This window comes from Kocuria rosea (assembly GCF_006094695.1).
Classification (GTDB): Bacteria; Actinomycetota; Actinomycetes; order Actinomycetales; family Micrococcaceae; genus Kocuria; species Kocuria rosea.
Window position 1 is genome coordinate 2,146,354 of the sequence record NZ_CP035103.1, and the last position, 25,084, is coordinate 2,171,437.

Consider the following 25,084-nt stretch of genomic DNA (forward strand, 5'->3'; position numbering starts at 1 on the left):
CGGCCCGGCGTGGAGCACGCCAGGGAGGCCAGTCGGGGGGCTGGCTCCTCGGCGGTGATCATGCCGCCGCCTTGGTGGGCAGAAGTCCTGTGACCATGTGATCAGTCGTCGGGGGACGTCTCTTCTGCTTGCCAGGGCGCGGCAGCTCTCCTTCACGGTGACCGGGTCCAAGAACTCTTCGGTGGTGCACGTGGCCGGTCCCACAGGTCACGGACTGGGTCATCGAGGGGGCCGGCGCACCGGTAGGGACGGATGAGCCGCAGCAGGCAGTGGCCAACACGCCCCTGACGATGACCGTCCTGGTGAATCCACGACGTCCCTCCGGCCGCGACCGGAGGAGCAGCAGATGGACACTGAGCAACCCCGCCACACCTCAGGCGCCTCCACCCTGGGCCCAGCGGCCCGCGCCGCCGTCTTCCAGGCATTGCGCCCGGCGCTGGAGGCTCTCACTCTTGAGGCCGCCGCTGATCCCCGGCTCAGCGCCGAGGCACGACGTGTTCTGCGGGCCGTGGCCTGCACCGGAGCCGGGAACGCACTGGCCCTGGCTGATCTCGCCGCCCGATCCAGTACCCCCAAAATCCGTGTTCCCGTGGTGCTGACCGAGCTTGAGGGCCACGGATACCTCGATCGTCTGGCCCGCATCGCACCGCACCTGGCGGCAACCCTCCCGACACCAACCGCCCCCTCCTCTGCTGAGCTCCGCAACGTCACCCACGGCCGCGACGAAAGACCCGAACAGCAGACACACCCGGGGCCATGACACCGACCCAGCCCACCGGCGACCTCCAGCCAGGATCCGGACCAGGTGAGAGGCCTGGCATCCCCGGGCTTGAAAGGCGGCCTGCTGTCACATTGCTCAGCCTGCTTCCATAGTTGTCGGCCCCGTGCTTACCCTGGGCCATCACCATCGGGCCCCCCAGACTCGGCGATGCGACCGCGCCTCAGGCCGCCACCGCCAGACGATCCGTCACCTGCGAACAGGAAGAAGGCATGACCATCTCCGTCTCTGGGGCTCTGGCCGTTGAGCTGCACCCCCTCACTCCCACCCAGTGGGTTGCCACCTACTACCCCATGGTGGCCACTCCCGTGGGTCGCTGGGCCGAGGTCACCTGGGACCTGCACCAGCACCCGATGCCCGCCGCCTCCGTTCCGCGGGAGCCGGCACGGTGGCTCGAGGCGTGCAGCCCCGATCCCGAGCACCCCTGCTACGCCGGCCACCGGGAGTGGGCCGCCGAGCTGGCCGCCGGCTACGCAGCTGCACTGGCAGTCCACGACAGCGAGGCCGTCAAGGAACCCCTCTCGGCTCAGGAGGCGCAGCTGCTGGGCGAGGACACGTTCCTCGTGCCCGCCGGACAGCTCTCGGAGTGGGTGCTCGACGATCTCGACGGCGAAATCTCAAACGTCTGCGGCTGATCCTGTACACGGACCAGCCTTTCTCGCACCAGCCACCCACTCCGGAACACCCCTATTAGCAACCGCACATGGATGTGTCATGTTGTGAACCCCAACACACCCCCGGAATTGCCGGACGGGGCGGGAGCGAGCATCGTGGCGTATCAGGGGGACAGGTGATCTGCATCAGACCATCCTCCAGCTTCTGGCGCGTCGACCGGCCGCACCGTGGTTCCGGGGGGATCCGAGGTGCTGGCCAGATGACTGGTCCGCGCAGAAGCAACTGGGGCGGGGTGGCCGGGGGGCCGCCCCGCCCCCGTCACACCCCGCCGCGGCGATCATAGGATCCGTCCCCGGCGGAAAGTCTCGCGTCCACGGCCTCAGGAGCGCGGGCGCCCTACGCACTCCACCCGATTCCGTCACCGACTACGGTGGTGCTGCCGCTGAGGTGCAAGGCAGAGGCGGGACGCCCAGCGCGGGGAAGCAGCACCGACTCGATCCCTCGGGGGTCTCAGTAGCGGTCACCGGGCCTCTCGCTGTCATGCAGCCACGAACTCAGAAACCGGGTCTGGATCGCGACGGAGCGCTCGAAGACGGGCTCGTGGTGATACAGCAGGCCGAAGTGCCCGCCTTCGAGCTCGTGCACCTCCTTGGGACCGCCCAGCGCGGCGAAGGCCTGCCTGGCCACGGCCGTCGTCGAGCCGGGCATCTCATCGTCACGGGCCAGCAGAAAACAGGTCGGGACCAGCACATGTTGGGCCCACAGCACCGGTAGCCACATCGGTTCCTCCGGGGCGGTGAGGACCACCTGGTTCTCCCACCCGGTGCCGAATCGCGCCCCGTACTCCAGGAACCACCGCAGCGCGGTCAACGGCTTCAGCGCCGAAGGCGCCGAGAGCTGGTCGGCGGAGACCACCGGCATCGGCCCGCGCCACCGCTCCGGCTCGGCCCGCACGGATCCGCCCAGGAGCCGGGCCCGCATTCCCCGATACAGGGCCCCGTCCGGGTCCGGCGGCGCCGGATGCCGGCCGCAGGCCGGCGTCTGAGCCACCACCGCGCGCACCCGCTCGTCCACGCAGGCCACCGCCAACACCTGGGCAGCGCTGTAGGAGTCCCCCCACAACGCCACCCGCTGGGGGTCCACCCGGTCACAAGCAGAGACGGCATCGAGGGCGTCCCGATAGCCCCGGGCCTGGATCCACGGATTGATCTCTCCTCGGGGCTCACCCCGACTTCGACCCACACCTCGGTGGTCGTAGAGGAAAGCCGCGACACCGTGATCAGCGAACGCCTGGGCGTAGCGGTCAGCGACCATCCCGTGAGCAGTGGCGGAAAAGCCGTGAGCCATGACCACCACCGGCCCCGGCGCAGCCGCGGGAGGCAGGAACAAACGACCGGCCAGCACCGCACCCTCGGAACGAAAACGGATCTCCACCACAGCTGGCACCTCAACGCCCCCCCGATCCCCGCACATCCCAGAGCCAGACCACCAACCGCTGCAGGTCCACCGCCGTCACCCCGGCGCGACCGAGGCCCCAATGTGATGCTTCAAGCGTAGTGAGCCGGGCAATGGCATAGTTGAGCCCCCGATAGTGGTGTAGCGCGGTGGTCTTGCTCGTCGTTGCCGACGAGAGCGCGGCCACCGTGAGATCTTTCGAGTTCACCTCTCACAGCACCCTCGAAAGGACATCATCACGATGACCGCTCCTCATATTGTCGACCCTGCTGGCCTGCTCGGCGAAGCCCTGTCCGACGCGTCCCCGGATCTGATGCGCAGCTTGTTGCAGACGGTGATCAACGCTCTCTTGTCTGCTGATGCCGAGGCGGTGGTCGGCGCCGAATGGGGCAAGCCCACCCCGACCCGGTCTGCGCAGCGCAACGGCTACCGGCACCGTGAGCTCGACACCCGCATCGGCACGATCGACGTCGCCGTGCCGAAGCTGCGCACCGGCACCTACTTCCCCGAGTGGTTGCTGGAGCGGCGCAAACGGGCTGAGTCCGCGCTGATCACCGTGGTCGCCGACTGTTACCTCGCCGGGGTCTCGACCCGTCGGATGGACAAGCTGGTGAAGACCCTGGGCATCAACTCCCTGTCGAAGTCCCAGGTCTCGCGCATGGCCACCGACCTCGACGAGCACGTGGAGTCCTTCCGCCACCGGCCCCTGGACGAGGCCGGCCCTTTCACGTTCGTCGCCGCCGACGCGCTGACCATGAAAGTCCGAGAGGGCGGGCGGGTGGTCAACGCGGTCGTGCTGCTGGCCACCGGGGTCAACGGCGACGGCCACCGGGAGGTCCTGGGCATGCGGGTGGCCACGGCCGAGACCGGGGCGGCGTGGAACGAGTTCTTCGCCGACCTGGTGGCCCGGGGCCTGGGCGGAGTCCGCCTGGTCACCAGTGACGCCCACGCCGGTCTCAAGGACGCGATCGCCGCGCACCTGCCCGGGGCGTCCTGGCAGCGGTGCCGCACCCACTACGCGGCCAATCTCATGTCGATCTGCCCGAAGAGCATGTGGCCGGCCGTGAAGGCGATGCTGCACTCGGTCTATGACCAGCCCGATGCCGCCGCGGTGAACGCCCAGTTCGACCGGCTGATCGACTACGTCGCCGAGAAGCTGCCCGAGGTGGCTGAGCACCTGGCCGACGCCCGGGAGGACCTGCTGGCCTTCACCGGCTTCCCGAAAGACGTGTGGATGCAGATCTGGTCCAACAACCCCGCCGAGAGGCTGAACAAGGAGATCCGCCGGCGCACCGACGCGGTCGGGATCTTCCCCAACCGAGCCGCCATCGTTCGCCTCGTGGGCGCGGTGCTGGCCGAGCAGACCGATGAGTGGGCCGAGGGCCGCCGCTACCTCGGACTCGAGGTCCTCACCCGTTGCCGGCTCACCCCCGTGGCCCGCACCGGAAGCGAGGTGATCCCCGACCCCCTGACCGCCCTCACTGCCTGACCCCTACGAAAGATCGCTACACCACTTCTCGGGGCTTGACCAATGGCATGTCCCGGCAGAGCCTGAGACGGGGGTCAGCAACCCACCACACCTCCCGCACCACCGGTCCCCGGAAGTCCGATCGCACCCCCAAGTGTCACGCAACCAAACTGCCTCATGTCGCATGGGTGACCGGTGGTTTCTCGCCATGGTTCCATCTGCTCAGTATTAGTACGGCGTCGACATTCGGGCCCCCTCGAGTTTCTTCTGCACGAGGCGTCGTCATGTCTTCCCTGTACCTTCCCCAGGCCGGGCGCGGAAGCAGACAATCCCACCATGACTACTCTCACGCCCTGCCTGTGGTTCGACACCGAAGCCCAGGACGCAGCGAACTTCTATCTCACGGTGTTCCCCAACTCCCGGATCACCGACATCACCTACTACGGCGAGGCCGGGCCGCGGCCGGCCGAGATGGTGCTGACCGTGGAGTTCGAGCTCGACGGTCATCCGTTCACCGCGCTCAATGGCGGGCCCGAGTTCAGCTTCAGCGAAGCGGTGTCGTTCCAGATCGACTGCGCCGATCAGGCGGAGGTGGACCGGTACTGGGAAGCTCTCACCGCCGACGGCGGGCAGGAGAGCATGTGCGGGTGGCTCAAGGACAAGTACGGGCTGTCCTGGCAAATGGTGCCCCGCAGGCTCGTCGAGCTGCTGGCCGATCCCGATCCGGGCCGGGCGCAGCGGGTGATGGCCGCGATGTTGTCGATGCGCAAGCTCGTCATCGCCGACCTGGAGGCCGCCGCCGACCGTTCCTGAAACACGGAGGGCGCGCTGCGAACCGCCCAGCCCCCTATGGGCGAGACCGTCCCCGCTCCCGTTCGTGGCTGTCGAACCGGCTCCGGACACTGGCCACCGTCGGATCTGGAACCATCCGACCGCCTCCGTCAAAAGACTCGATGGTCAGGACGGTGGTCCGACTGCGGTGCAGGGGGTGAGCTCGCACGCCCAGCGCCCGTTGCGGCAGGCCAGGACGGCTCAGGGGGGAGCACGAGTCGGGGCGCCGGTCCTCATCGGCTCATGCGCCGCGGCAGGTGCCCATGGTCCACAGGTTGCCGCCGCCGTCGCGGATCGTGAACTGGGGGGAGCCGTGGTCGGTGTCCGTCAGCGGCTCGAGGACCTTCACCCGACCCCCCGCACACAGAAAAACACCCCGGACACACAAAAACACCCCGGACCGTAGGTCCGGGGTGTTTCCGATGTCCTGAGACATCGCACTGTGCGCGAGGGGGGACTTGAACCCCCACCCTCTAATACGAGGACTAGCACCTCAAGCTAGCGCGTCTGCCTATTCCGCCACCCGCGCGAGTGGATCCAGGGCGAACGTGGTGCCGTTTCCGGCCGTTCCTCCTGAACGCAACAGAAAATAAGGTACCACATGCGCGGCCGCCGTTCACATCGGCGCCGCTGTCCGGAGGAGCAGCGCGACCGCGCCGAAAATTTTGATGAAAACCCCTGAGTAAGTGCACTTCCGGCTTCCACCGCGCCCCGCCATGCGGTTGAATGGTGGCTGAGCATCTCCAGGATTCTCCAGCTGACCTGGGGCGATGCTCGTTCGAGGGTTGCGTTCGCGCCACCGGGGAGCCCCCCGTCCCCGCCGGTGCCAGGGACCCTCGACACGGCCGGGGACCCCCCTCACCTGTGCCGGCGGCGGCCGCCGCCGCCCCGTTCTCCCACGGGACCACGGTGGCCGCCGCCTCTCACCGTCCGGCGCCGGCACCGCCCGCCGAGGGCGTGCGGTGCCGCGGCGACTCAGAGGACGGAGCGGTAGACCTCCAGGGTCCGCTCGGCGATGGACTCCCACGCGAAGTGCTCCTCGGCGCGGCGCCGGCCGGCGGCGCCCATCTCCCGGGCGCGCACCGGGTCGGAGACCACCTCGGTCAGCGCGGCGGCGAAGTCGGCCACGAACTTCTCGGGATCGACCGGCGTGCCGGTGCCGTCCTGGGCCTGCTCGATGGCGACCAGGCGGCCCGTCTCCCCGTCGACGACGACCTCGGGAATGCCGCCCGTGGCCGAGGCGACCACGGCGGTGCCGCAGGCCATGGCCTCGAGGTTGACGATCCCGAGCGGCTCGTACACGGACGGGCAGGCGAAGGCCGTGGCGCCGGAGAGGATCTGGACGATCTCGCGGCGCGGCAGCATCTTCTCGATGAGCACCACCCCGGACCGGGTGGCCCTCAGCTCGTCGATGAGCGCGTTGACCTCGGCCCCGAGCTCCGGGGTGTCGGCGGCGCCGGCGCACAGCACGAGCTGCACGTCCTCGGGCAGCAGGGCCGCGGCGCGCAGCAGGAACGGCACGCCCTTCTGCCGGGTGACACGGCCCACGAACGCCACGGAGGGCTTGGCCGGGTCGATGCCGTAGGACTCGAGCACGTCGGTGCCCTCGTCGCGCACCCACTGGCTCACGTCGATGCCGTTGTGCACCGTCCGGACCCGGTCGGGGTCGACGTCCGGATAGGACCGGAGGATGTCCTGGCGCATCCCGTCGGAGACGGCGATGATCGCCGCGGCGGCCTCGTAGGCGGTCTTCTCCACGAAGGAGGAGACCGCGTACCCGCCGCCGAGCTGCTCGGCCTTCCACGGGCGCAGGGGCTCGAGGGAGTGGGCGGAGAGGACGTGGGGGATGCCGTACATCAGCGACGCGAGGTGCCCGCCCATGTTGGCGTACCAGGTGTGGGAGTGCACCAGGTCCGCGCCGGCGATGTCGCCGATCATCGCGAGGTCCACCCCCAGCGTCTGGATCGCGGCGTTGGCGCCGGCCAGGTCCGCGGGCACGGGGTAGGCCTGGACCTCGACGCCGTTGACCCGGGGCTCGCGCGGAGCACCGAAGCACCGCACCCTCAGGTCGACGAGCGGGGCCAGGACCCGCGAGAGCTCGGACACGTGGACTCCGGCGCCGCCGTAGATCTCGGGCGGGAACTCCTTGGACAAGATATCTACTCGCACGGTTCCGAGCGTACTGCAGGATCGGCACGGTGCCACGGGGAATCGCGCGCCGGGATCCGTGCGCGCCGTTCCGGGAGACACATCAGGACTCCTGTGCGAGCGGTCACTCCCCTGCGCGGCTGTTAAGACACAATGAAGGCGCCTGTCGAGTGGTTCCGCACCGCGAGGCGGAGATGTTGCGCCCGATTGCCGAAGAAGACAGAGAGGTTCCCATGCCCCACCGTAAGAAGGTTCTCGCGATCGTCCTGGCCGGAGGCGAGGGCAAGCGCCTGATGCCGCTCACCGAGGACCGCGCCAAGCCCGCGGTGCCCTTCGCGGGCGGCTACCGGCTGATCGACTTCGCGCTGTCCAACATCGTGAACTCCGGCTATCTCCAGGTCGTGGTGCTCACCCAGTACAAGTCGCACTCCCTGGACCAGCACGTCACCCAGACCTGGCGCCTGTCCGCCCAGCTGGGCAACTACGTGGTCACCGTGCCGGCCCAGCAGCGGCGCGGCAAGGAGTGGTTCCTGGGCTCCGCCAACGCCATCTTCCAGTCGATGAACCTCATCGACGACGAGAAGCCGGACATCGTGGTGGTGGTCGGCGCGGACCACGTGTACCGGATGGACTTCTCCGACATGGTGGACTTCCACGTGCGGTCCGGAGCCCGCGCCACCGTGGCGGGCGTGCGCCAGCCGATGGAGATGGTGACGTCCTTCGGCGTGATCGAGACGGACCCCGAGGACGTCACGAAGATCACCCGCTTCGTGGAGAAGCCCCAGAGCACGGCCCCCCTGCCGGACGACCCCAACGCCTTCTTCGCCTCGATGGGCAACTACGTCTTCGACACCGACGCGCTCGTCGAGGCCCTGCGGGCCGACGAGGCGAAGGAGGACACGAGCCACGACATGGGCGGGGACATCATGCCGTGGTTCGCGGACCGCGGCGAGGCCGCCGTCTACGACTTCACGAACAACGACGTCCCGGGCTCCACGGACCGGGACCGGCAGTACTGGCGCGACGTCGGCACCCTGGACTCGTACTACGACTCCCACATGGACCTGATCCGCCCGCTGCCGGTGTTCAACCTGTACAACTACGCCTGGCCGCTCTACACCAACGAGATGCAGGCCCCGCCGGCGAAGCTCGTGCGCGGCCCGAGGGGCGAGGGCGGCATCGCGACGGACTCGATCCTCTCGCGCGGCGTCCTGGTCACCGGCGGGCGCGTGACCGAGTCGGTGCTCTCCCCGAAGGTGCTGGTCAACAACGACGCCACCGTCAACCAGTCGATCCTGCTGCCCAACGTCCAGATCGGCGAGGGTGCCGTGGTGGAGCGGTGCATCCTCGACAAGAACGTGGTGGTGCCCCCGGGCGTGAAGGTCGGCGTGGACGCGGAGCAGGACCGGGCCCGCGGCCTGACCGTGACGCCCTCCGGGCTGACGGTCGCCCCGAAGAACTTCCGCTTCGAGAGCTAGGAGTCCCACCCGTCACGGCGGGGCCGCCCACCTCGGGGAGGTGGGCGGCCCCGCCGTCGTCACGCGGTCTGCGTGACCTCGACCTGGACCTGCAGCCCCGAGGTGCCGCCGCCGCCGGTGACCATGCCCTTGAGCGGGGTGACGTCGGTGTAGTCGCGACCCCGGGCCACGGTGACGTGGAAGTCGGTGAGCCGCGTGTGGTTGGTCGGGTCGTAGGCGTACCAGCGGTCGTTCCACCACTCCACCCACGCGTGGGACTCCCCCGGCACGGTCGTACCGATGCCCGCCTCGTAGTCCGGGTGCAGGTACCCGGAGACGTAGCGGGCCGGGATCCCGATGTGCCGCATCATGCCGATGGCCACGTGCGCGAGGTCCTGGCACACGCCCTTGGCCTCCCGCCAGGCGGCCTCGGCGTCCGTGTGCACCCCGGTGACCCCCGGCACGTACTGCATGTGCGAGGCGATGCCCCGGAAGATCGCCGCGGCCGCCGCGGCCGGGTCGGCCGCCTCCTTGCGGATCTCCTCGGCGACCTTCTCCAACTCGGGCCCGAGCCGGGTGAGCGGGGTCTGGGGCACGTGGTCGGAGACCGCGTCGAGGACCTCGGGGGTCGCCAGCTCCTCCCAGCTCAGCCCGTCGGCGACCTCGTCGCCGGGCCGCCGGTGCACCTCCACCGTGGCCGAGGAGCGGACCTCCAGGTGCCGGTGCCGGCCCTGGATGTCGAAGGCCGCGACCCGGGTGCCCCAGTAGTCCCGGTAGTTGCTGACCGTGGCGGTCCCCGGGCTCAGCGTCAGCTCCGCCTCGAGCACAATCTGCTCGTCGTCCGAGAGGGGCGTCATCCGGGCCTCGTTGTAGGACTTCGAGACGTTGTCGTTGTAGTCGTAGCGGGTGACGTGGTCGATCTTGAGCCGGGTCACAGCATGCCTCCGAACCAGGACGCCTCGACGGCGTGCGAGAAGTACTTGGTGCTCACGGCCTCCGACGCCCTCGCGCACGCGGCCTGGACGTTGTTCAGGTGCTCGGGCAGCACCGCGATGAGGTCCTCCGCGTGGTGGAACTCCAGCGCCGTGCGCGCCTCGCCGATGATCCGCCGGGCGTCGTCCTTGAACCCGACCCGCTGCAGACCCGGCTCCAGGCCCACGAGGATCTCCTCCGCCGTGGTCAGCGCGTGCAGGATCGAGCGGGGGAAGAGCCGGTCCAGGAGCAGGAACTCGGTCGCGGACTCGTCGCTGAACGTGCCGTAGCGGGTGCGCAGGAAGGCCTCGTACCCGCCGGCGCAGTGCAGGATCGACACCCACGACATGCCGGAGGTGGACGTGGACCGGGTCCACAGCAGCCGGGACGTCATGTCCGCCCGCTCGATCGCCGCGCCCAGGGACAGGAACATCCAGGACTCGTCGTGGGACATGGTCATCTGGGTCTGCCCGCGCACGGTGGCCATCCGCTCGATGGTCCAGTGGCAGACGCGGAAGGTGCCGACGACGTCGCGGCGGTGCTGGCCCAGGCCGTAGTACGTGGAGTTGAGCGACTCCCACATGGCCGAGGACACGGTCTCCCGGGCGCGGCGGGCGTTCTCGCGGGCGGCGTGCAGGGAGCCCGAGATGGAGGTCAGGCAGTCCTTGTTCCACGCGAGCTCGTGGATCATCGACCGGACGCTGTAGTCGCCGTCCCCGGGCTCCACGCCCATCACCGCCATGATCCGGCGCACCTCGGCCTCCTGCTCGCCCACGGGCAGCTGGGTGATCCGCTCCAGGTGGACGTCGAGGATCCGGGCCACCCCGTCGGCCCGCTCGACGTAGCGGCCGATCCAGAACAGGGACTCGGCAATGCGGCTCAGCATGTGGGCCCCTCTCCGGTGCGGGTCGTCGCGGTGGTGCCCGCGGTGGTGGTCACGGCCTGTTGCTGTTGCTGCTGCTGCTGGCCGTTGTCGCCCTCGTCCTGCCAGGACGCGGAGACCGGCCACGTGTGCACCGAGGAGTCGACGTCCGGGGGCGGGGCCTGGCCGGGGTCGAGGTCCTGGGTCTGCGGCTGGCCGAGCACCCAGGTGTCCTTCGAGCCGCCGCCCTGCGAGGAGTTGACGATCAGTGAGCCCTTCTGCATGGCCACCCGGGTCAGCCCGCCGGGCAGCACGTAGACCTCCTCGCCGCTGTTGACCGCGAAGGGCCGCAGGTCCACGTGCCGGGGGCTGAACTCCCCGTCCGCGAACGTGGGCACGGTGGACAGCTGCAGCACCGGCTGGGCGATCCACCCGCGCGGGTCCGCCAGCACCTTCGCCCGCAGCTCCTCGAGCTCCGCCGCGGTGGCCTGGGGGCCGATGACCAGGCCCTTGCCGCCGGACCCGTCCACGGGCTTGACGACCAGCTCGTCCAGGTGCGCGAGCACCCAGGCGCGGGCTTCGTCCTCCTCCAGCCGGTAGGTGTCCACGTTGGGCAGCACCGGCTCCTCGTCGAGGTAGTACCGGATGAGGTCGGGGACGTAGGAGTAGGTGAGCTTGTCGTCGGCCACACCGTTGCCGATCGCGTTGGCGATGGTCACGTTCCCGGCGCGGGCCGCGTTGACGAGTCCGGAGCAGCCGAGCGCGGAGTCGGAGCGGAAGTGCAGGGGGTCGACGAACTCGTCGTCGATCCGCTTGTAGATCACGTCCACGCGCTGCTCGCCGTCGGTGGTCCGCATGTAGACCTTGTCGCCGCGGACCACGAGGTCGCGGCCCTCCACGAGCTCCACCCCCATGAGCCCGGCCAGCAGGGTGTGCTCGAAGTAGGCGGAGTTGAACACGCCCGGGGTGAGGACCACCACCACGGGGTCCTCGGCGGCCTCCGGGGCCGTGGCGCGCAGCGCCTTGTAGAGGTGCCGGGGATAGGCCTCCACGGCGCGGATCGGCTGCGACATGAAGGCCTCCGGGAGGCCCTTGGTCATGGCCCGCCGGTTCTCGATGACGTAGGAGACCCCGGAGGGCACGCGCACGTTGTCCTCCAGGACCCGGAACACGCCCTGCTGGTCCCGGACCACGTCGATGCCCGCCACGTGGATCCGGACGCCGCCCGGGGGCCGGAAGCCCCACACGCTCCGGTGGAAGTGGGCGGAGGAGGTGATCAGCGCCTTCGGCACGATCCCGTCGGCCACGACCCGCTGCTCCCCGTAGACGTCGTCGAGGAAGCACTCCAGTGCCCGGACCCGCTGCTTCACGCCGCGCTCGATGACGTCCCACTCCCCGGCGGTGATCACCCGGGGCACGATGTCGAGCGGGAAGGGCCGCTCCTCACCCGCGAAGTCGAAGGTCACGCCCCGGTCGAGGAAGGAGCGGGCCATGGAGTCGGCGCGGGTGTTGACGTCGCTGAGCGAGAGGTCGTCGAGGACACCGCCGATGCGGTCGTAGCCGGGGCGGACCTGCCGGTCCGGCGTGTACATCTCGTCGTAGGCCGCCGCCACGGCCATGTCGGCGGCGTAGTTCTCGAACAGGTCGGACATGTCGGGCGATCACATGCCTTTCGGGGTCGGGGCGGGCAGTGTGTGCAGTATGGACGGGCCGTATTTCGCAGCGGTAACCCGGTGGCCGAGGCTCCTCCCGATTGTGTCACGCGCCGTGCGCCGGAGGGCCGGAGGACGTGCCCCTACGATGGGAGGGCGTGTCCGCCGGGAGGCGGGCCCGCGACCGCAACCGCGACCGCCGCCGCGGCGCGGCGGACCCGACGGAAGGACACGATGGACGCCCCGGACCCCCAGTGCCGCGTCACGGTGGTCGTGGCCACCCGCAACCGCCGGGAGGAGCTCGTGGCGCACCTGGGCCGGCACGAGGGGCCCGTCGTCGTCGTGGACAACGCCTCCACGGACGGCTCCGCCGAGGCGGTGCGCGCCGCCCACCCCCACGTGCAGGTGCTGGAGCTGCCCCGCAACGTCGGGGCCGTGGCCCGGACCGTCGGCGTCCGGCTCGCCCGCACCCCCTACGTGGCCTTCGCCGACGACGACTCGTGGTGGGCCCCCGGGGCGCTCGCCCGCGCCGCGGCCGTCTTCGACGCCCACCCCCGGCTCGGCCTGATCGCCGGGTCCATCGCCGTGGGCCCCGAGGAGCGCCCGGACCCGCTCAACGCCGTGCTCGCCGCGTCCCCGCTGGGCATCCCCACCGGGGCCCCCGGCCCGGCGCTGCTCGGCTTCGTCGCGTGCGGGGCGATCGTGCGCCGCTCGGCGTTCCTCGCGGCCGGCGGCTTCGACGACGTCGTGCGCTTCCCCGGCGAGGAGGAGCGCCTCGCCCTCGACCTCTTCGACGCCGGCTGGCGGCTGTCCTACGTGCCGGAGATCCGCGCCCACCACCACCCCTCGCCGCACCGGGGCTCGGACGAGCGCCGGCAGGTCGCGCTCGTCCGCAGCCACCTGCTCACCGTGCTCCTGCGCCGGCCCTGGCGGGTCGTGGCGCACGAGCTGCGGAAGGCGCTGCGCGGCGGCCGCACGGGGCGCCGCGGTCTGCTCCGCGCCCTCCCCCGCACCCCGGCCGCGCTGCGCGCCCGGCACCGGGTGTCCCCGACCACGGAGGCCGCACTCGCGCTGCTGCACGGCCCCGCCCCCGCCGATCCCGCCGCACCGGAGGAGAGCCCGTGACCGAGACCACCCCCGCACCCCCGCCCGCGACCGGCCCCGACGCGCGCGTGGCGGTCGTGATGATCACCTACAACCGCCGGGAGGAGGCCCTGCTGGCCCTGGCCCGGCTGCGGGAGCTCCCGGAACGGCCGCACGTGGTGGTCGTCGACAACGGCTCGGGGGACGGCACCGCGGACGCGATCCGCGAGCGGCACCCCTGGGCGGAGCTCGTCGCGAGCCCCGTCAACCTCGGGGCCGTGGGCCGCAACGTCGCACTGGAGCGCGTGGACGCACCGTTCGTGGCCTTCTGCGACGACGACACCTGGTGGGAGCCCGGGTCCCTGCGCCGGGCGGCCGACGCGCTGGAGGCTCACCCGCGGCTGGGCGTGGTCACGGGCAGGATCCTCGTGGAGCCCGGGTCCCGGGAGGACGCGATCAACGCGGAGCTGCTGCACTCGCCCGTCGAGGGTCCCGCGTGGATGCCCGGCCCCGCCCTCGGCAGCTTCCTGGCGGGGGCCTCCGTGGTCCGCCGGACCGCGTTCCGCGAGGTGGGCGGGTTCAGCGAGCGGCTGTGGCTCGGCGGTGAGGAGGAGCTGCTGGCGGCGGACCTCGCGACCGCGGGGTGGGAGCTCGTGCACCTGCCCGATGTGGTGGTCCACCACCAGGCCTCCACGGTCCGGGACCCGCACCTGCGGCGCCGGCACGGACTGCGCAACACCCTGTGGTTCATCTGGCTGCGCCGCCCGCTGCGCGCGGCCCTGCGCCGGACCCGGGACGTGGTCGGCGCCGCCCCGCGGGACCGGGTCACGGCGCTGGCCCTGCTCGACGCCCTGCGCGGTGCGCCGTGGGTGCTGCGCGAGCGGCGGCCCCTGCCCGAGCGCGTCGAGCGGCGGTTCCGGGCGCTGGAGGAGTCGCAGCGCGCCAGCGCCGCGCGCCGCTACGTCAGCTGAGCGCCCGGCGGACCGGACGGCGGAGCGGCCGGTGGAGCGCCCCGCCGGGCCGCCGCGGCCGGGCCCGCGCGCTCAGCGCGCCCGCACGGCGGTCTCCGGGAGGCCGGCGCCCTCCCGGAACCACTCGACGGTGCGCTCCAGCCCCACCGGCCACGGGACCTCCGGGGCCCAGCCCAGGACCTCGGTCGCGAGCGTGGTGTCCGGGCGGCGCACCATGGGGTCGTCGACGGGACGCTCGACGAACTCGACCCCCGAGGACGTGCCGGTCGCGGCGATGACGTCGTGGGCGATCTGCAGCACGGACAGCTCGTGCGGGTTGCCGATGTTCATGGGCCCGCTGTGCCCGCTGTCGGCCAGGGCGAGGATGCCGCGGACGAGGTCGGAGACGTAGCAGACGGAGCGCGTCTGGGTGCCGTCCCCGGCCACGGTGAGGGGCTCACCGGCCAGGGCCTGGCGGATGAACGTGGGGATCGCCCGGCCGTCGAAGGGCCGCATCCGGGGCCCGAAGGTGTTGAAGATCCGCACGATGGCCGTGTCCACCCCGTGCTCGGCGCGATAGGCGACCGTCAGGGCCTCCGCGAAGCGCTTGGCCTCGTCGTAGACCCCCCGCGGGCCCACCGGGTTGACATGACCCCAGTAGCTCTCGGCCTGCGGGTGCACCTGCGGATCGCCGTACACCTCGGAGGTGGAGGCCAGCACGAACCGGGCGCCCTTGTCCTTGGCCAGGCCCAGGGCGTGGTGGGTGCCGATCGAGCCGACCTTGAGCGTGTGGATGGGCAGCTTCAGGTAGTCGATCGGGGACGCCGGGGACGCGAAGTGCAGGACGAGGTCCACGTCCCCGGGCACGTGCACGTAGTCGGTGACGTCGCACTGGACGAGCCGGAAGCCGGGGTCGCCCACGAGGTGGCCGATGTTGGCCGCGGAGCCGGTGAGGAAGTTGTCGAGGCACACCACCTCGACCTCCCGGCGGCGCAGCTCGGTGCACAGGTGGCTGCCCAGGAAGCCGGTCCCCCCGGTCACCACGGCCCGGCGGATCGGACGGGTCGCGCTCGCGGCGGTGGTCGCGTTCGTTGTGGGATTCACGGTGCTCCTGACGGATCGGGTCGGATGGGAACGGCTCGGCGAACGGGCCGGGTGGTGGGCGGCGGGCCTCAGGGCCGGGCCGGGACCCCGGCGCCCTGGGCGAGCTGGGCGCGGGCGGCGGCGAGGACCTCGTCGGCCGTCACGGCGGCGAGGCGGGCGTCCAGGGCGTCCGCGTGCGGATCGCCCCACGTCGCGGCCGCCGGGTCACCGTGCCACAGCACGGTGTGCAGCCCGGGGTCCACCGCGGGGCCCCACCGGGCCGGCGGCGTCGGGCCGAAGAGGACCACGGAGCGCACGGCCAGAGCGGTGGCCACGTGGGCGACGCCCGTGTCGCCGCTGAGCACCGCGGCGGCGCCCCCCACCGTGGCGGCCAGCTCCGGCAGGGAGAGCCGGCCGCACCGGTTCTCCGCCGAGGAAAGCCCGCCGGTGACGGTCGCGGCCAGCTCCGCCTCGGCGGCGGAGCCGGTGACCACGATCCGGTGGCCGTCCGCGGCCAGGGCCTCCGCCACGGTCCGCCAGCGGGCCGCGGGCCAGCGGCGGGCGCCGGAGGCGGCCCCCGGATGGATCACCACGGGGGCACCGTCGGGCGCCGGAGCGTGCTCGCGCAGCAGCAGGTCCTCGGGGCCGCAGGGTCCCCCCGCCGTGCGCACCAGCCGGCACCACCGGTGCACCTCGTGCTCGTCGGCCCGCCACGCGGGGCCGGCGTGCCCGGCGGCGGCGAAGGCGACGAGCCGCTCCGGGCCGGTGGCGAGCAGCAACTCGTGGCTGCGCGGACCGCGCCCGTGCAGGTTGACCGCCACGTGCCCGCCGGACAGCGGCGGGAGCGGGCCGAGCCCGGACGTGGGCAGGACCGCGTCCACCACGCCCAGCTCGGCCAGCCAGGTGCCGATGCCCTCGGGCGCGGCCAGCACCAGCCGGTGCCGGGGCAGCATGCGCCGGACCCCGCGCAGGGGCGCCACGCCGGTCAGGCCGTCGCCCAGGCCGAGGGCGCGCAGCACCAGCACGTCGCCCGGTCCGACCTCGCCCGGGTCCACAGTGCGGGGGCCGCGGGGCTCAGCCCTCACGGCCGGCCCGCTGGAGGATCGCCGTGGTGGAGCGCCCGGAGAGGTAGGGCAGGACGGTGACCTCCCCGCCCCAGCCGCGCACGTCCACGGCCTCGGGAAGCTGCTCGGGAGTGTAGTCGCCGCCCTTCACCCACACGTCGGGGCGCAGGACGGACAGGGCCGCGCGGGGGTCGTCCTCGTCGAAGACGACGACCGCGTCGACGCTGCGCAGGGCGGCCAGCACGCGGGCGCGGTCCTCCTGGCCGACCACCGGCCGGCCCGGGCCCTTGAGCCGGCGCACGGAGTCGTCGGAGTTCAGCAGCACCACCAGCGCGTCGCCGAGCCGGCGCGCGGCGTCGAGGGAGGCGATGTGTCCGGCGTGCAGGACGTCGAAGCAGCCGCCCGTGGCCACGACCGTGCCGCCCGCTGCGCGCACGTCCACCAGCAGGTCCTGGACCTCCCGGGGCAGCCGCTCGGCACCGGGGTGCAGGCGCGCGCGGCCCTGGTCGCCCTGGGCGCGGCGGGTGCGGAAGGTGGCGGCGCCGCCGGCGGCGACCCACTGCCCGGCCGCCTCGACGGCGGACTCCACGGCCGTGGTCACGTCCGTGCCCGCGCCGAGGGCCAGGGCCGCGGTCGAGGCGAAGCGGTCCCCTGCCCCGCACGGATCGGTGTTGCGCACGGGAGCGGCCGGCACCAGCTCGGTGCCCGTGGCGGTCGCGAGGTGGGCGCCCTCGGCCCCGGCCGTCACCGCCACGGCACGGGCCGACCACCGCTCGCGCAGGGGGCCCGCGAGCTCGCGGGCGCCGGTCGACGCGGGGGCACCCAGGGCGGCGGCGGCCTCGGCCGCGTTGGGGGTGACCAGGGCGCAGCCGGGGACCGGCTCCCCGCCGCGCGGGTGGGGGTCCCAGACGACCGTGCCCGTCCGGGCGTGCTCCGCGAGGGCGGCGCGCACGGCGGGGTCGCGGGTGACGCCTCCCCCGTAGTCGGACACAAGGACGGCGTCCGCGCCCGCGAGGACCGCGGAGACGTGCGAGGCCGAGACGCCCACCGGGGTGCCGGGCCCGCCCTCGTCCACGCGCACCAGCGTCTGGCCGGCGCTGCGGATGCGGGTCTTGGTGCGGGTCCCGCCCTCGTGGCCGAGGCGCTCGAGGGCCACCTCCCCGAGGGCGGCGGCGAGCTCGTGGCCGGCGGCGTCGGCGGCCACGGGTGCCAGCAGGGTCACCGTGACCTCCACCGGGACGGGGCCCACAGCGGGCGGCAGGGCGCACAGCAGCGCCGCCAGGCCGGCGCCGCCGGGGCTCGCGAAGACGTCACCGACGTCGACCACGGGCACCGGGGCGTCCGGGCTCAGGCGCGTGGACGTGCCGTCGACGTCCCGGTCCAGGAGGGCATCGCCGACCACGACGATGCGGACGGGGCTCATGCGACCCCCGCCCGGACGGCCGCCCCGTCGGCCCGGGCGCCGGAGGCCCCTCGCACGGCCGGGCCGGCGTCAGGAGGCGGGACGAGGCGCGCGTCGACCGCGGCGCACACGGCGTGGAGCAGCATGAGGTGGACCTCCTGGATCACCGAGGTGCTGGACGCGTCGACGGTCAGGGACTCGTCCGCCCGCTCGGTCAGCGGATTGGGGCCGGGGCCGGTGAGCGCCCAGACGTGCAGGCCGTGCTCCCGCGCCCGGTCGGCCGCCGCCAGGACGTTGGGGCTGCGGCCGCTGGTGGACAGCACCACGAGCACGTCGCCCGCCCGCCCGTGCGCCTGGACCTGGCGGGCGAACACCTCCTCCGCGCCGTAGTCGTTGACGATGGCGGTCAGGCTCGAGGTCTCCGCGGACAGGCACACGGCGGACAGCGGCCGCCGGTCGTCGACGAAGCGGCCGACGAGCTCGGCGGTGAAGTGCTGGGCCTCCGCGGCGCTGCCGCCGTTGCCCACGGCGAGCACGCGTCCGCCGTGCGTGAGCATCCCGGCCAGGCGGGCGCCCCACCGGTCCACCACGCCGGCGTGCTGGGCGGCCTCGCCCGCGGCGACCGACAGCTCGTCCAGGTGGGCCCCGAGCCAGTTCTCGGTCTGCCGGAGCAGCGGCGGGTGCTCCCGGCGGTGCCGGGCGGCGACGCGGGCGTAGGACCGCTCGGTCTCCTGGGCCACGTGCCGCCAGCCGAAGAGCCGCTCCACGCGCTCCCGCCCGGCGCGCCCCATGCGGGCGGCCAGCTCGGGGTCCGCCAGCAGGGTGCGCAGGGCGGCCGCGGTCCCGGCGACGTCCCGCGGGGGCACGTGCAGGCCGGTCACGCCGTCCTCGATGCTGTCGAGCAGCCCGCCCACGGCGCTGCCCACCACGGGGCGGGCGCACGCCATCGCCTCGAGCGGGACCATGCCGAACGGCTCGTACCAGGGGGTGCAGGCCACGACGTCCGCGGTGGCGAGCAGCGCGGCGGCGTCGTCGTGGTCCACGCGGCCGAGCAGCTCCACGCGCTCGGCCACGCCGAGCTCCCGGGCCAGCGCCCGCAGCCGCAGGGCCTCGGGGTCCCGGTCCAGCTCGGCGCGGGCGGGGCCGCCGGCCACGACGAGCTCCGCGTCCGGCAGCTCGGCGAGGGCGCGCACGACGACGTCCACGCCCTTGCGCTCCACGAGCCGGCCGAGCGCCACGATCCGGGGCCGCCGGTCGCCGGCGGGCGGCGGCACGGGGACGAAGGCGTCGAGGTCCACGCCGCACGGGACCACGTCGATCCGTGCGGGGTCCCCGCCGAGGGCCAGGAGCTCGGCCTGTTCGTCCCGGCAGGTGGCCAGGACGAGGTCCGCCGCGGCGACGAGCTCGTTCTCGGCCGCGAGCCGGCCGGTGGGGCTGGTGTCGGCCGCGCCCTGGTGGCGGCGCTTGACGGCCCCGAGCGCGTGGAAGGTCTGCACCACCGGGATCTGCATCGTCTCCGCGGCGCGGCGGGCCGCGATCCCGGACATCCAGAAGTGGGCGTGCACGAGGTCGGGGACCCCGCGGTGGGCCCAGTCGCGGGCGAGCCAGCGGCCGAACTCGTCCATGTACGGGGCGAGGTCGTCCTTGGGCAGGAGGCTCGGGGGGCCCGCCGGGACGTGGACCACCTGCGCCCCGGGGGCGAGCTCGACCACGTCGGGCAGCCGGGCGTCGTCGCGGCGGGTGTACACGACGACGTCGTGGCCCAGCCGGGCGAGACCCGCCGCGAGGGCGGCCACGTAGACGTTCTGCCCCCCGGCGTCGACCCCGCCGAGCGCGGCCAGCGGGCTGGCGTGCTCGGAGACCATTGCGATTCTCATGCTGTCACCTTCTCCAGGATGCGGTCCCACTCCGCGAGGAAGCGGTCCGCGCCGTAGTGTTCCAGGGCGTGCTCGCGGGCGGCGGCGCCCGCGGCGGCCGCCGCACCGGGATCGTCCAGCCAGTGCCGGGCGCGGGCGGCGAGGGCCTCCGGGTCGTTGGAGAGCAGCCCCGCCCCGGGCGGGACCGCCCGGGGCGCCTCGGTGGTCGAGAGCCCGAGCACCGGCATCCCGATGGTCATCGCCTCCAGCAGCGCCAGGCCCAGGCTCGTCCACCGGTAGGGGTGGTAGTAGGCCCGGTGCTCGCCGAGCGCCGCGTGCAGCTTCTCCTGAGGATAGTTCTCGTGCAGCCGCCCGGCCATGTGGGGCGCTTGCTCGGCGAGCTGGTCCATCCCCATGCCGTACACGTCCACGGGCAGCTCGCGGGCCAGCGCGGTCAGCAGGTCGGTGCCCGCGATCCGCCCGCGCCGGACGGGCTCGTTGACCACGGCGGCCAGGCTGGCCGTGCGTCCCGTGTAGAGCGGTCCGGGGTCCAGGACGCCGTGCTCCACGACCTCGGTGGGCGCGTCCCCGTTGTCCCACATCATCCGGTTGAAGTGCGTCACGTGGACCACGGGGATGTCGGAGCGCCCGGCCAGGGGGTGGCGGGTGGCCACGGCGGGCCCGCGCGGGGTGTCGTGCTCCACGTAGACCGCCGGGACGTCGCTCCCCGCCCGGCGCCCGGTCCACCGCTCGAGCAGCTCCAGCTCGTGGGGCCGCTGCAGCAGGACGACGTCGAACGCGGTGCCGGCCAGCTCCTCGGGCGTGCACTCGACGGCGGCCGCCGGCCAGTCCCAGGTCTCGGCCCGGCCGCGGCCGTCGGGGCCGCGGTCGGCGACGACGGGCAGCAGATAGGTGTGGGGACCGTGCACGAACGATGTCGTCCACGATCCGTGGACGTGCCAGGTCAGGATGCGCACCCGCGTCCTCCTTCCGGTTCGGGAACAGTGGCGAGGGCCCCGGGAGCGCCGTGCACGAGCTCCTCGACGGCCGCGAGCACGGCCGCCGGGGGCACGGAGGACAGGCACGGGTGGCCGGGCACGGGGCAGTCGCGGGCGCGGGAGCCGCGGCAGGCCGCGCCCTGGTCCCCGAGCAGCACGACGGGCACGCCCCAGGGCGCCCAGCGCTCGGGCGGCACGACCGGGGAGAAGAGGGAGACCACCGGGGTGCCCACGGCCGCGGCCAGGTGCGCGGGTCCGGTGTTGCCGACGACGACGCACGCGGCGGCGTCCAGCACGGCGGCCAGGCCGGGCAGGTCGGTCCGGCCGGCGAGGTCCAGCACCGTGCCGTCCGGGGCGGCCTCCCGGGCCGCGGCGCGGGCAGCCGCGGTGAGCTCCCGCTCCCCCGGCCCGCCGGTGAGGACGACCGGGCGCCCGGCCGCGGCGAGTCCCGCCGCGAGGGCCCCGGCGTGCTCGGCGGTGAGCCCGCGGGACGGGACCGAGGCGCCGGGGTGCAGCGCCACGAACCCGTCCGGCAGCGCCGACACCTCGGCCGGGAGCTGCGGGAGCGGGCGGCGCACGGCCAGGCGCAGGTCGGCGGCGGCGGGCTCGGGGGCGCCCGCCGCGACGGCGAGCGCACACGCCGCCTCGACCTCGTGGCCCCCGCCGGGCGGGTCCGCGCGGCGGTGCCGGACGTCCAGCAGCGACCCGGGGTAGTCCTCGCTCGTGGCGACCACGCGGTCGATCCCGGCGAGCCGGGCCAGCAGCGCCATGGGCAGGGGGCTCTGGTGGAAGGACGTGAACACCACGGCGAGGTCGTAGCCGCGGGCGGCGAGGGCGTCCACCAGGTCCTCGGTCGTCTCCCGGTCCACGGGCGGGGGCCGGAAGCCCGACCACGGCGCCGAGTACTCGAGGACCTCGTCCACGTCCGGCAGCAGGCGGGCGGCCGCGGCACCGGACGGGGAGGCCAGCAGGTCCACCGGGTTCCCCAGCCGGGCCAGGGCCCGCACCGCGGGCCCGGTCAGCAGGACGTCCCCGTCCGAGTCGAGGCGGACGGCGAGGGTGCGGCCCACGATCAGCCCCGGGCCCCGGCCGAGACCGGGCGGGCGTCGGGCCGGGCGGCCGTCCCCCCGTCCGCCGCGGGGGCCAGGACGGCGGCGACGGCCTCGCGCAGGGTCCGGGCGACCACCGGGGCGGCCGCCACCTCCTCCTCGCGGGTCACCGGCGTGGGGACCAGGACGCTGCGCGCGCCGGCGGCCTGGGCGGCCTCCACGTCCGCGCCGATGTCGCCGACGAGCACGCACTCGGAGGGGTCCACCCCCAGCTCCGCGGCCGCGGCCAGCACCATGCCGGGCCGGGGCTTGCGGCACGTGCAGTCCTGCTCGGGGGCGTGCGGGCACAGCTGCCAGGTGTCGAAGGGGCCGAGCAGCTCGGCCACGCGGGCGTTGACGGCGTCGACCTGCTCGCGGGTCAGCAGGCCGCGGCCGATGCCGGACTGGTTGGACACCACGCCCACCCGCAGCCCGGCCGCGCGCACGGCGTCGACCGCCTCCCGGGCCCCGGGGACCAGCTCGACCGCGTCCGGGTCGCCGTTGTAGGGCACGTCGTGGACCAGGGTGCCGTCCCGGTCGAAGAGCACGGCGCGCACCGGGACGGGCCAGGGCCCGGTCCCCCGGTGCCGCCACCAGCCACGCGCCTTGTGCCGCACGGCGGCCACGGGGATCGTGACGCTGGTGCGGACCATGCGGCTGAGCTCGGGCAGGAACTCGGGGTCGCCGGGACGTGGCCCCGGGACCGTGCGCAGCAGCACGAACCGGCCGGTCAGCCAGCCCCACGCCGCGGCGCCGGCGCCGGCCGCGGCCAGGGCGGAGCGCCGGGCGGGCCGGTGTCCCAGGGCGGTGGCGGTGAGCGCCGCGCCGGCGCCCGCGCCCGTGGCGCCCAGGGCGGCGACCGTCGCGGCGTGCCAGCGGAAGCCCCCGGGGGGAGCCTCGGCCGCACGGCGCCAGTCGGGCCCGTGCAGCCGGCGCATCAGGGCGTCGTCGGCGTTGCCGGCCTGCACGCGCAGGCTCACGAGGTCGTCGGCGGGACGCACGGGGTGGGTGATCCGGCGCTGCCCGCGCACCAGCTGCCACCCGGCCCGGCGCACGCGCAGCGCGAGGTCGGCGTCCTCCCGGTAGGCCCGGGGGAAGCGCTCGTCGAAGCCGGAGACGGCCTCGAGCGCGGCCGTGCGGTAGGCCATGTCCGCGGTCGCCCAGTCCGCGTCCTGCAGGGACGCGGTGTTGCGCTCCCAGTCGGTGGGCCGGCGGGAGCCCGGGAGGGGGACGTCGATCCGGCCCTGGGTCGCGCCGACCTCCGGGCCGCACGCGGCGAGGTCCTCGGCCAGACGCTGCGCCCAGCCGGCCGGCAGCTCCACGTCGTCGTCGAGGAAGGCGACCCACTGCGCCCCCGAGCGGCGGGCGACCCGCCAGCCGCGGTTGCGCGCGGCGGCCGGGCCCCGCCCGTAGCCGCGGACGGTGCGCACGGTCCAGGCCACGGTGCCGGGCACGCTGGGCCGCAGCGGCTCCACGTCGCCGGGCCGGTCGTCCACCACCACGACCTCGAGCGGTCCCGGGTGGTCCGCGTCGACGTCCTGGGCGGCGAGGGTGTCCAGCAGCCACTGCAGGCTCGGCCGTCCCATCGAGGGGACGACCACGGCGTAGGTCGTGGGCGCGGCCGTCACTCGGCCCCCTCGAAGAAGGCGGCGCGGCGGACCAGGTGCGGGCCGAGCACAAGCGCGGCCACCGGAGCGGAGCCGAAGAGCTCGAGGGCGTCGCGCGGGTCGTCGACCATGGGCCGGCCGGCGGTGTTGAGCGAGGTGTTGACGACGACGGGCACGCCCGTGCGCTCGTCGAAGGCCCGCAGCAGCGCGGCGATCCCGGCGTTGTCCTCGTCGGTGACCGTCTGGATCCGGGCGGTGCCGTCCACGTGGGTGACCGTGGGGATCCGCTCGCGCCACTCGGGGGCCACGTCGTGCACGAAGAGCATGAAGGGGCTGGGCAGCGGCCCGCCGCCGAAGATCTCGGCGGCGCGCTCCTCGAGGACCATGGGCGCCACCGGCCGGAACTGCTCGCGGCCCTTGACGTCGTTGAGCCGTTCGAGGTTGTCGGGGTGGATCGGGTTCGCCAGGAGGGACCGGCGGCCCAGCGCCCGGGGCCCGAACTCGCTGCGGCCCTCGAACCAGGCGATCACGCCGTTGCCGGCGAGGATGTCGGCGACCTCGCCGGCGAGGTCCTCCGGGGTGGTGAAGGGCACCTGGGCGGTGCTCAGCCACTGCGCGAGCTCCTCGCCGGACCAGCTGCGCCCGAGGGCCGCGGTGGGCTGGGGCGCGCCGAGGTCCCCGGCCTCCTGGGCCAGGTGCAGGGCGGCGCCGAGGGCGGTCCCGGAGTCCCCGGAGGCGGGCTGGACCCAGACCTCCTCGAAGGGCGTCTCGCGCCAGATCCGGGAGTTGGCCACGCAGTTCAGGGCTGTGCCGCCGGCCATGGTGAGCACCGTGTCCCCGGTCTGCCCGTGCAGCCAGGTGGCGAGGTCCACCAGAACCTCCTCGACCACGGCCTGGACCGAGGCGGCGAGGTCGGCGTGGTCGCCGCCCCAGGTGCCGTCGTCGATCCGGCGGGGCGCGAAGCGGGTCCAGTCGGGGGCCTGGGCACGGAAGCCGCCGTCGCCCGTGGCACGGACGATCTCGCGCAGCTCGGGCAGGAAGCGGGGCTCTCCGTAGGAGGCGAGCGCCATGACCTTGAACTCGTCGCTCGAGCGCAGGAAGCCCAGGTGGTCGGTGAGGGACTCGTAGAGCAGGCCGAGGGACTCGGGCAGGGCCTGGCGGTGCAGGATCTCCAGCTCCCCGTCCCGGTAGCGGCCGGCCAGGTGCGAGTGCGCCTCGCCGCGGCCGTCGACCACCAGGACGCTGCTCGTGCGCGTGGGGGCGGCGAGCCCGGCGGAGGCGGCGTGGGCCACGTGGTGCTCCACGAACCGGACCTTGTCGCGGTCCAGGCCCGGCAGCGCCTCGGCCAGGAACCCGGCGGCGCGCCGGGCGTAGTCCACGCGCACCGGGTCGTACGGGTCGTCCGGCATCTCGGCGGCGATGGCAGGGTCGAAGGAGTAGCCGACGGCGTCCAGGTCGGCGGGCGTGAGCCCGGCCTCGGCGAGGCACCAGTGCATGGCCTGCTCGGGCAGCTCCCACGCCGAGAACGGCACGGGGCGCTTGCCGTGCTTTCGGCGGGAGAAGCGCTCCTCCTCCGCCGCCGCCACCACTCTGCCGTCCACGACGAGAGCCGCCGCGGGGTCATGAAAAATCGCGTTGATGCCCAGGTAGTTCATGAACCGGAGTATGGCACAAAACGATCAGGCGGCTGATATACATCTCGTGTCGGCCCCCGG

General features: G+C 73.7%; 20 protein-coding genes, 1 tRNA gene and 1 pseudogene. 7 read left to right on the forward strand and 15 right to left on the reverse strand.

Annotation, left to right across the window (positions count from 1 at the left end; genetic code table 11):
* Positions 1-346: 346 nt before the first annotated feature.
* Positions 347-760, forward strand: a complete 414-nt coding sequence (locus tag EQG70_RS09990) for a hypothetical protein (protein WP_126346323.1) — start codon at positions 347-349, stop codon at positions 758-760.
* Positions 761-990: 230 nt separating this feature from the next.
* Positions 991-1,413, forward strand: a complete 423-nt coding sequence (locus tag EQG70_RS09995) for a hypothetical protein (RefSeq protein WP_095651125.1) — start codon at positions 991-993, stop codon at positions 1,411-1,413.
* 490 nt (positions 1,414-1,903) lie between these two features.
* On the opposite strand, the gene EQG70_RS10000 is transcribed toward EQG70_RS09995, so the two are convergent.
* Positions 1,904-2,830: an alpha/beta hydrolase gene (locus EQG70_RS10000; protein WP_158279225.1), complete on the reverse strand. Its 927-nt coding sequence runs from the start codon at positions 2,828-2,830 to the stop codon at positions 1,904-1,906.
* Positions 2,831-3,089: 259 nt separating this feature from the next.
* Between EQG70_RS10000 and EQG70_RS10005 the strand changes: the two genes are divergently transcribed.
* Positions 3,090-4,337 (forward strand): IS256 family transposase, encoded by a 1,248-nt coding sequence (locus tag EQG70_RS10005; RefSeq protein ID WP_109269546.1) that lies wholly within the window; start codon positions 3,090-3,092, stop codon positions 4,335-4,337.
* A 315-nt stretch (positions 4,338-4,652) separates the two neighbouring features.
* Positions 4,653-5,129 (forward strand): VOC family protein, encoded by a 477-nt coding sequence (locus EQG70_RS10010; RefSeq protein ID WP_017834308.1) that lies wholly within the window; start codon positions 4,653-4,655, stop codon positions 5,127-5,129.
* A gap of 461 nt (positions 5,130-5,590) precedes the next feature.
* On the opposite strand, the gene EQG70_RS10015 is transcribed toward EQG70_RS10010, so the two are convergent.
* Positions 5,591-5,676: transfer RNA gene (locus tag EQG70_RS10015), tRNA-Leu, on the reverse strand.
* A 446-nt stretch (positions 5,677-6,122) separates the two neighbouring features.
* The gene (gene glgA / locus EQG70_RS10020; protein ID WP_031283439.1) at positions 6,123-7,316 is read right to left on the reverse strand and encodes a glycogen synthase; all 1,194 of its coding nucleotides are present in this window, start codon (positions 7,314-7,316) and stop codon (positions 6,123-6,125) included.
* Positions 7,317-7,528: 212 nt separating this feature from the next.
* Here glgA and glgC point away from each other — a divergent pair, with 212 nt between their 5' ends.
* Positions 7,529-8,773 (forward strand): glucose-1-phosphate adenylyltransferase, encoded by a 1,245-nt coding sequence (gene glgC / locus EQG70_RS10025; protein WP_017834311.1) that lies wholly within the window; start codon positions 7,529-7,531, stop codon positions 8,771-8,773.
* A 59-nt stretch (positions 8,774-8,832) separates the two neighbouring features.
* Here glgC and EQG70_RS10030 read toward each other — a convergent pair whose 3' ends face one another.
* The 3 genes from EQG70_RS10030 to EQG70_RS10040 are packed head-to-tail and all read right to left on the reverse strand — an operon-like array spanning position 8,833 to position 12,238.
* Entirely contained in the window at positions 8,833-9,687 is an 855-nt protein-coding gene (locus EQG70_RS10030) for a transglutaminase family protein (RefSeq protein WP_017834312.1), read from the reverse strand.
* Entirely contained in the window at positions 9,684-10,610 is a 927-nt protein-coding gene (locus tag EQG70_RS10035) for an alpha-E domain-containing protein (RefSeq protein ID WP_017834313.1), read from the reverse strand. The genes EQG70_RS10030 and EQG70_RS10035 overlap by 4 nt, the downstream gene beginning before the upstream one ends.
* On the reverse strand, positions 10,604-12,238 hold the full coding sequence (locus tag EQG70_RS10040; RefSeq protein WP_017834314.1) for a circularly permuted type 2 ATP-grasp protein: 1,635 nt from the start codon (positions 12,236-12,238) through the stop codon (positions 10,604-10,606). The genes EQG70_RS10035 and EQG70_RS10040 overlap by 7 nt, the downstream gene beginning before the upstream one ends.
* 234 nt (positions 12,239-12,472) lie before the next feature.
* Between EQG70_RS10040 and EQG70_RS10045 the strand changes: the two genes are divergently transcribed.
* Positions 12,473-13,363, forward strand: coding sequence for a glycosyltransferase family 2 protein (locus EQG70_RS10045; protein ID WP_109268970.1), 891 nt, complete (start codon positions 12,473-12,475; stop codon positions 13,361-13,363).
* A complete protein-coding gene (locus EQG70_RS10050; RefSeq protein WP_109268969.1) occupies positions 13,360-14,292 on the forward strand; it encodes a glycosyltransferase family 2 protein in 933 nt (310 codons plus the stop codon). Before EQG70_RS10045 ends, EQG70_RS10050 begins: the two co-directional genes overlap by 4 nt.
* 72 nt (positions 14,293-14,364) lie before the next feature.
* Here EQG70_RS10050 and EQG70_RS10055 read toward each other — a convergent pair whose 3' ends face one another.
* The 9 genes and pseudogenes from EQG70_RS10055 to EQG70_RS10090 all read right to left on the reverse strand — a co-directional run bounded on the left by EQG70_RS10055 (position 14,365) and on the right by EQG70_RS10090 (position 25,024).
* On the reverse strand, positions 14,365-15,375 hold the full coding sequence (locus tag EQG70_RS10055; RefSeq protein ID WP_017834317.1) for an NAD-dependent epimerase/dehydratase family protein: 1,011 nt from the start codon (positions 15,373-15,375) through the stop codon (positions 14,365-14,367).
* A gap of 68 nt (positions 15,376-15,443) precedes the next feature.
* On the reverse strand, positions 15,444-16,439 hold the full coding sequence (locus tag EQG70_RS10060; protein WP_232035305.1) for a glycosyltransferase family 9 protein: 996 nt from the start codon (positions 16,437-16,439) through the stop codon (positions 15,444-15,446).
* On the reverse strand, positions 16,429-17,841 hold the full coding sequence (locus tag EQG70_RS10065) for a PfkB family carbohydrate kinase (protein ID WP_109268968.1): 1,413 nt from the start codon (positions 17,839-17,841) through the stop codon (positions 16,429-16,431). Before EQG70_RS10065 ends, EQG70_RS10060 begins: the two co-directional genes overlap by 11 nt.
* The gene (locus EQG70_RS18900; protein ID WP_410200000.1) at positions 17,838-18,377 is read right to left on the reverse strand and encodes a D-sedoheptulose-7-phosphate isomerase; all 540 of its coding nucleotides are present in this window, start codon (positions 18,375-18,377) and stop codon (positions 17,838-17,840) included. The genes EQG70_RS10065 and EQG70_RS18900 overlap by 4 nt, the downstream gene beginning before the upstream one ends.
* Positions 18,378-18,518: 141 nt before the next feature.
* A pseudogene (locus EQG70_RS18905) lies at positions 18,519-19,697 on the reverse strand (glycosyltransferase); the annotation flags it as partial.
* Positions 19,694-20,653, reverse strand: coding sequence for a glycosyltransferase (locus EQG70_RS10075; protein ID WP_109268967.1), 960 nt, complete (start codon positions 20,651-20,653; stop codon positions 19,694-19,696). The gene EQG70_RS10075 and the pseudogene EQG70_RS18905, both read right to left, overlap by 4 nt.
* Positions 20,641-21,744 (reverse strand): glycosyltransferase family 9 protein, encoded by a 1,104-nt coding sequence (locus tag EQG70_RS10080; RefSeq protein ID WP_109268966.1) that lies wholly within the window; start codon positions 21,742-21,744, stop codon positions 20,641-20,643. Before EQG70_RS10080 ends, EQG70_RS10075 begins: the two co-directional genes overlap by 13 nt.
* Positions 21,745-21,746: 2 nt before the next feature.
* Positions 21,747-23,390, reverse strand: a complete 1,644-nt coding sequence (locus tag EQG70_RS10085; RefSeq protein ID WP_172604867.1) for an HAD-IIIA family hydrolase — start codon at positions 23,388-23,390, stop codon at positions 21,747-21,749.
* The gene (locus tag EQG70_RS10090) at positions 23,387-25,024 is read right to left on the reverse strand and encodes a carbamoyltransferase family protein (protein ID WP_109268965.1); all 1,638 of its coding nucleotides are present in this window, start codon (positions 25,022-25,024) and stop codon (positions 23,387-23,389) included. Before EQG70_RS10090 ends, EQG70_RS10085 begins: the two co-directional genes overlap by 4 nt.
* Between the last annotated feature and the right edge of the window lie 60 nt (positions 25,025-25,084).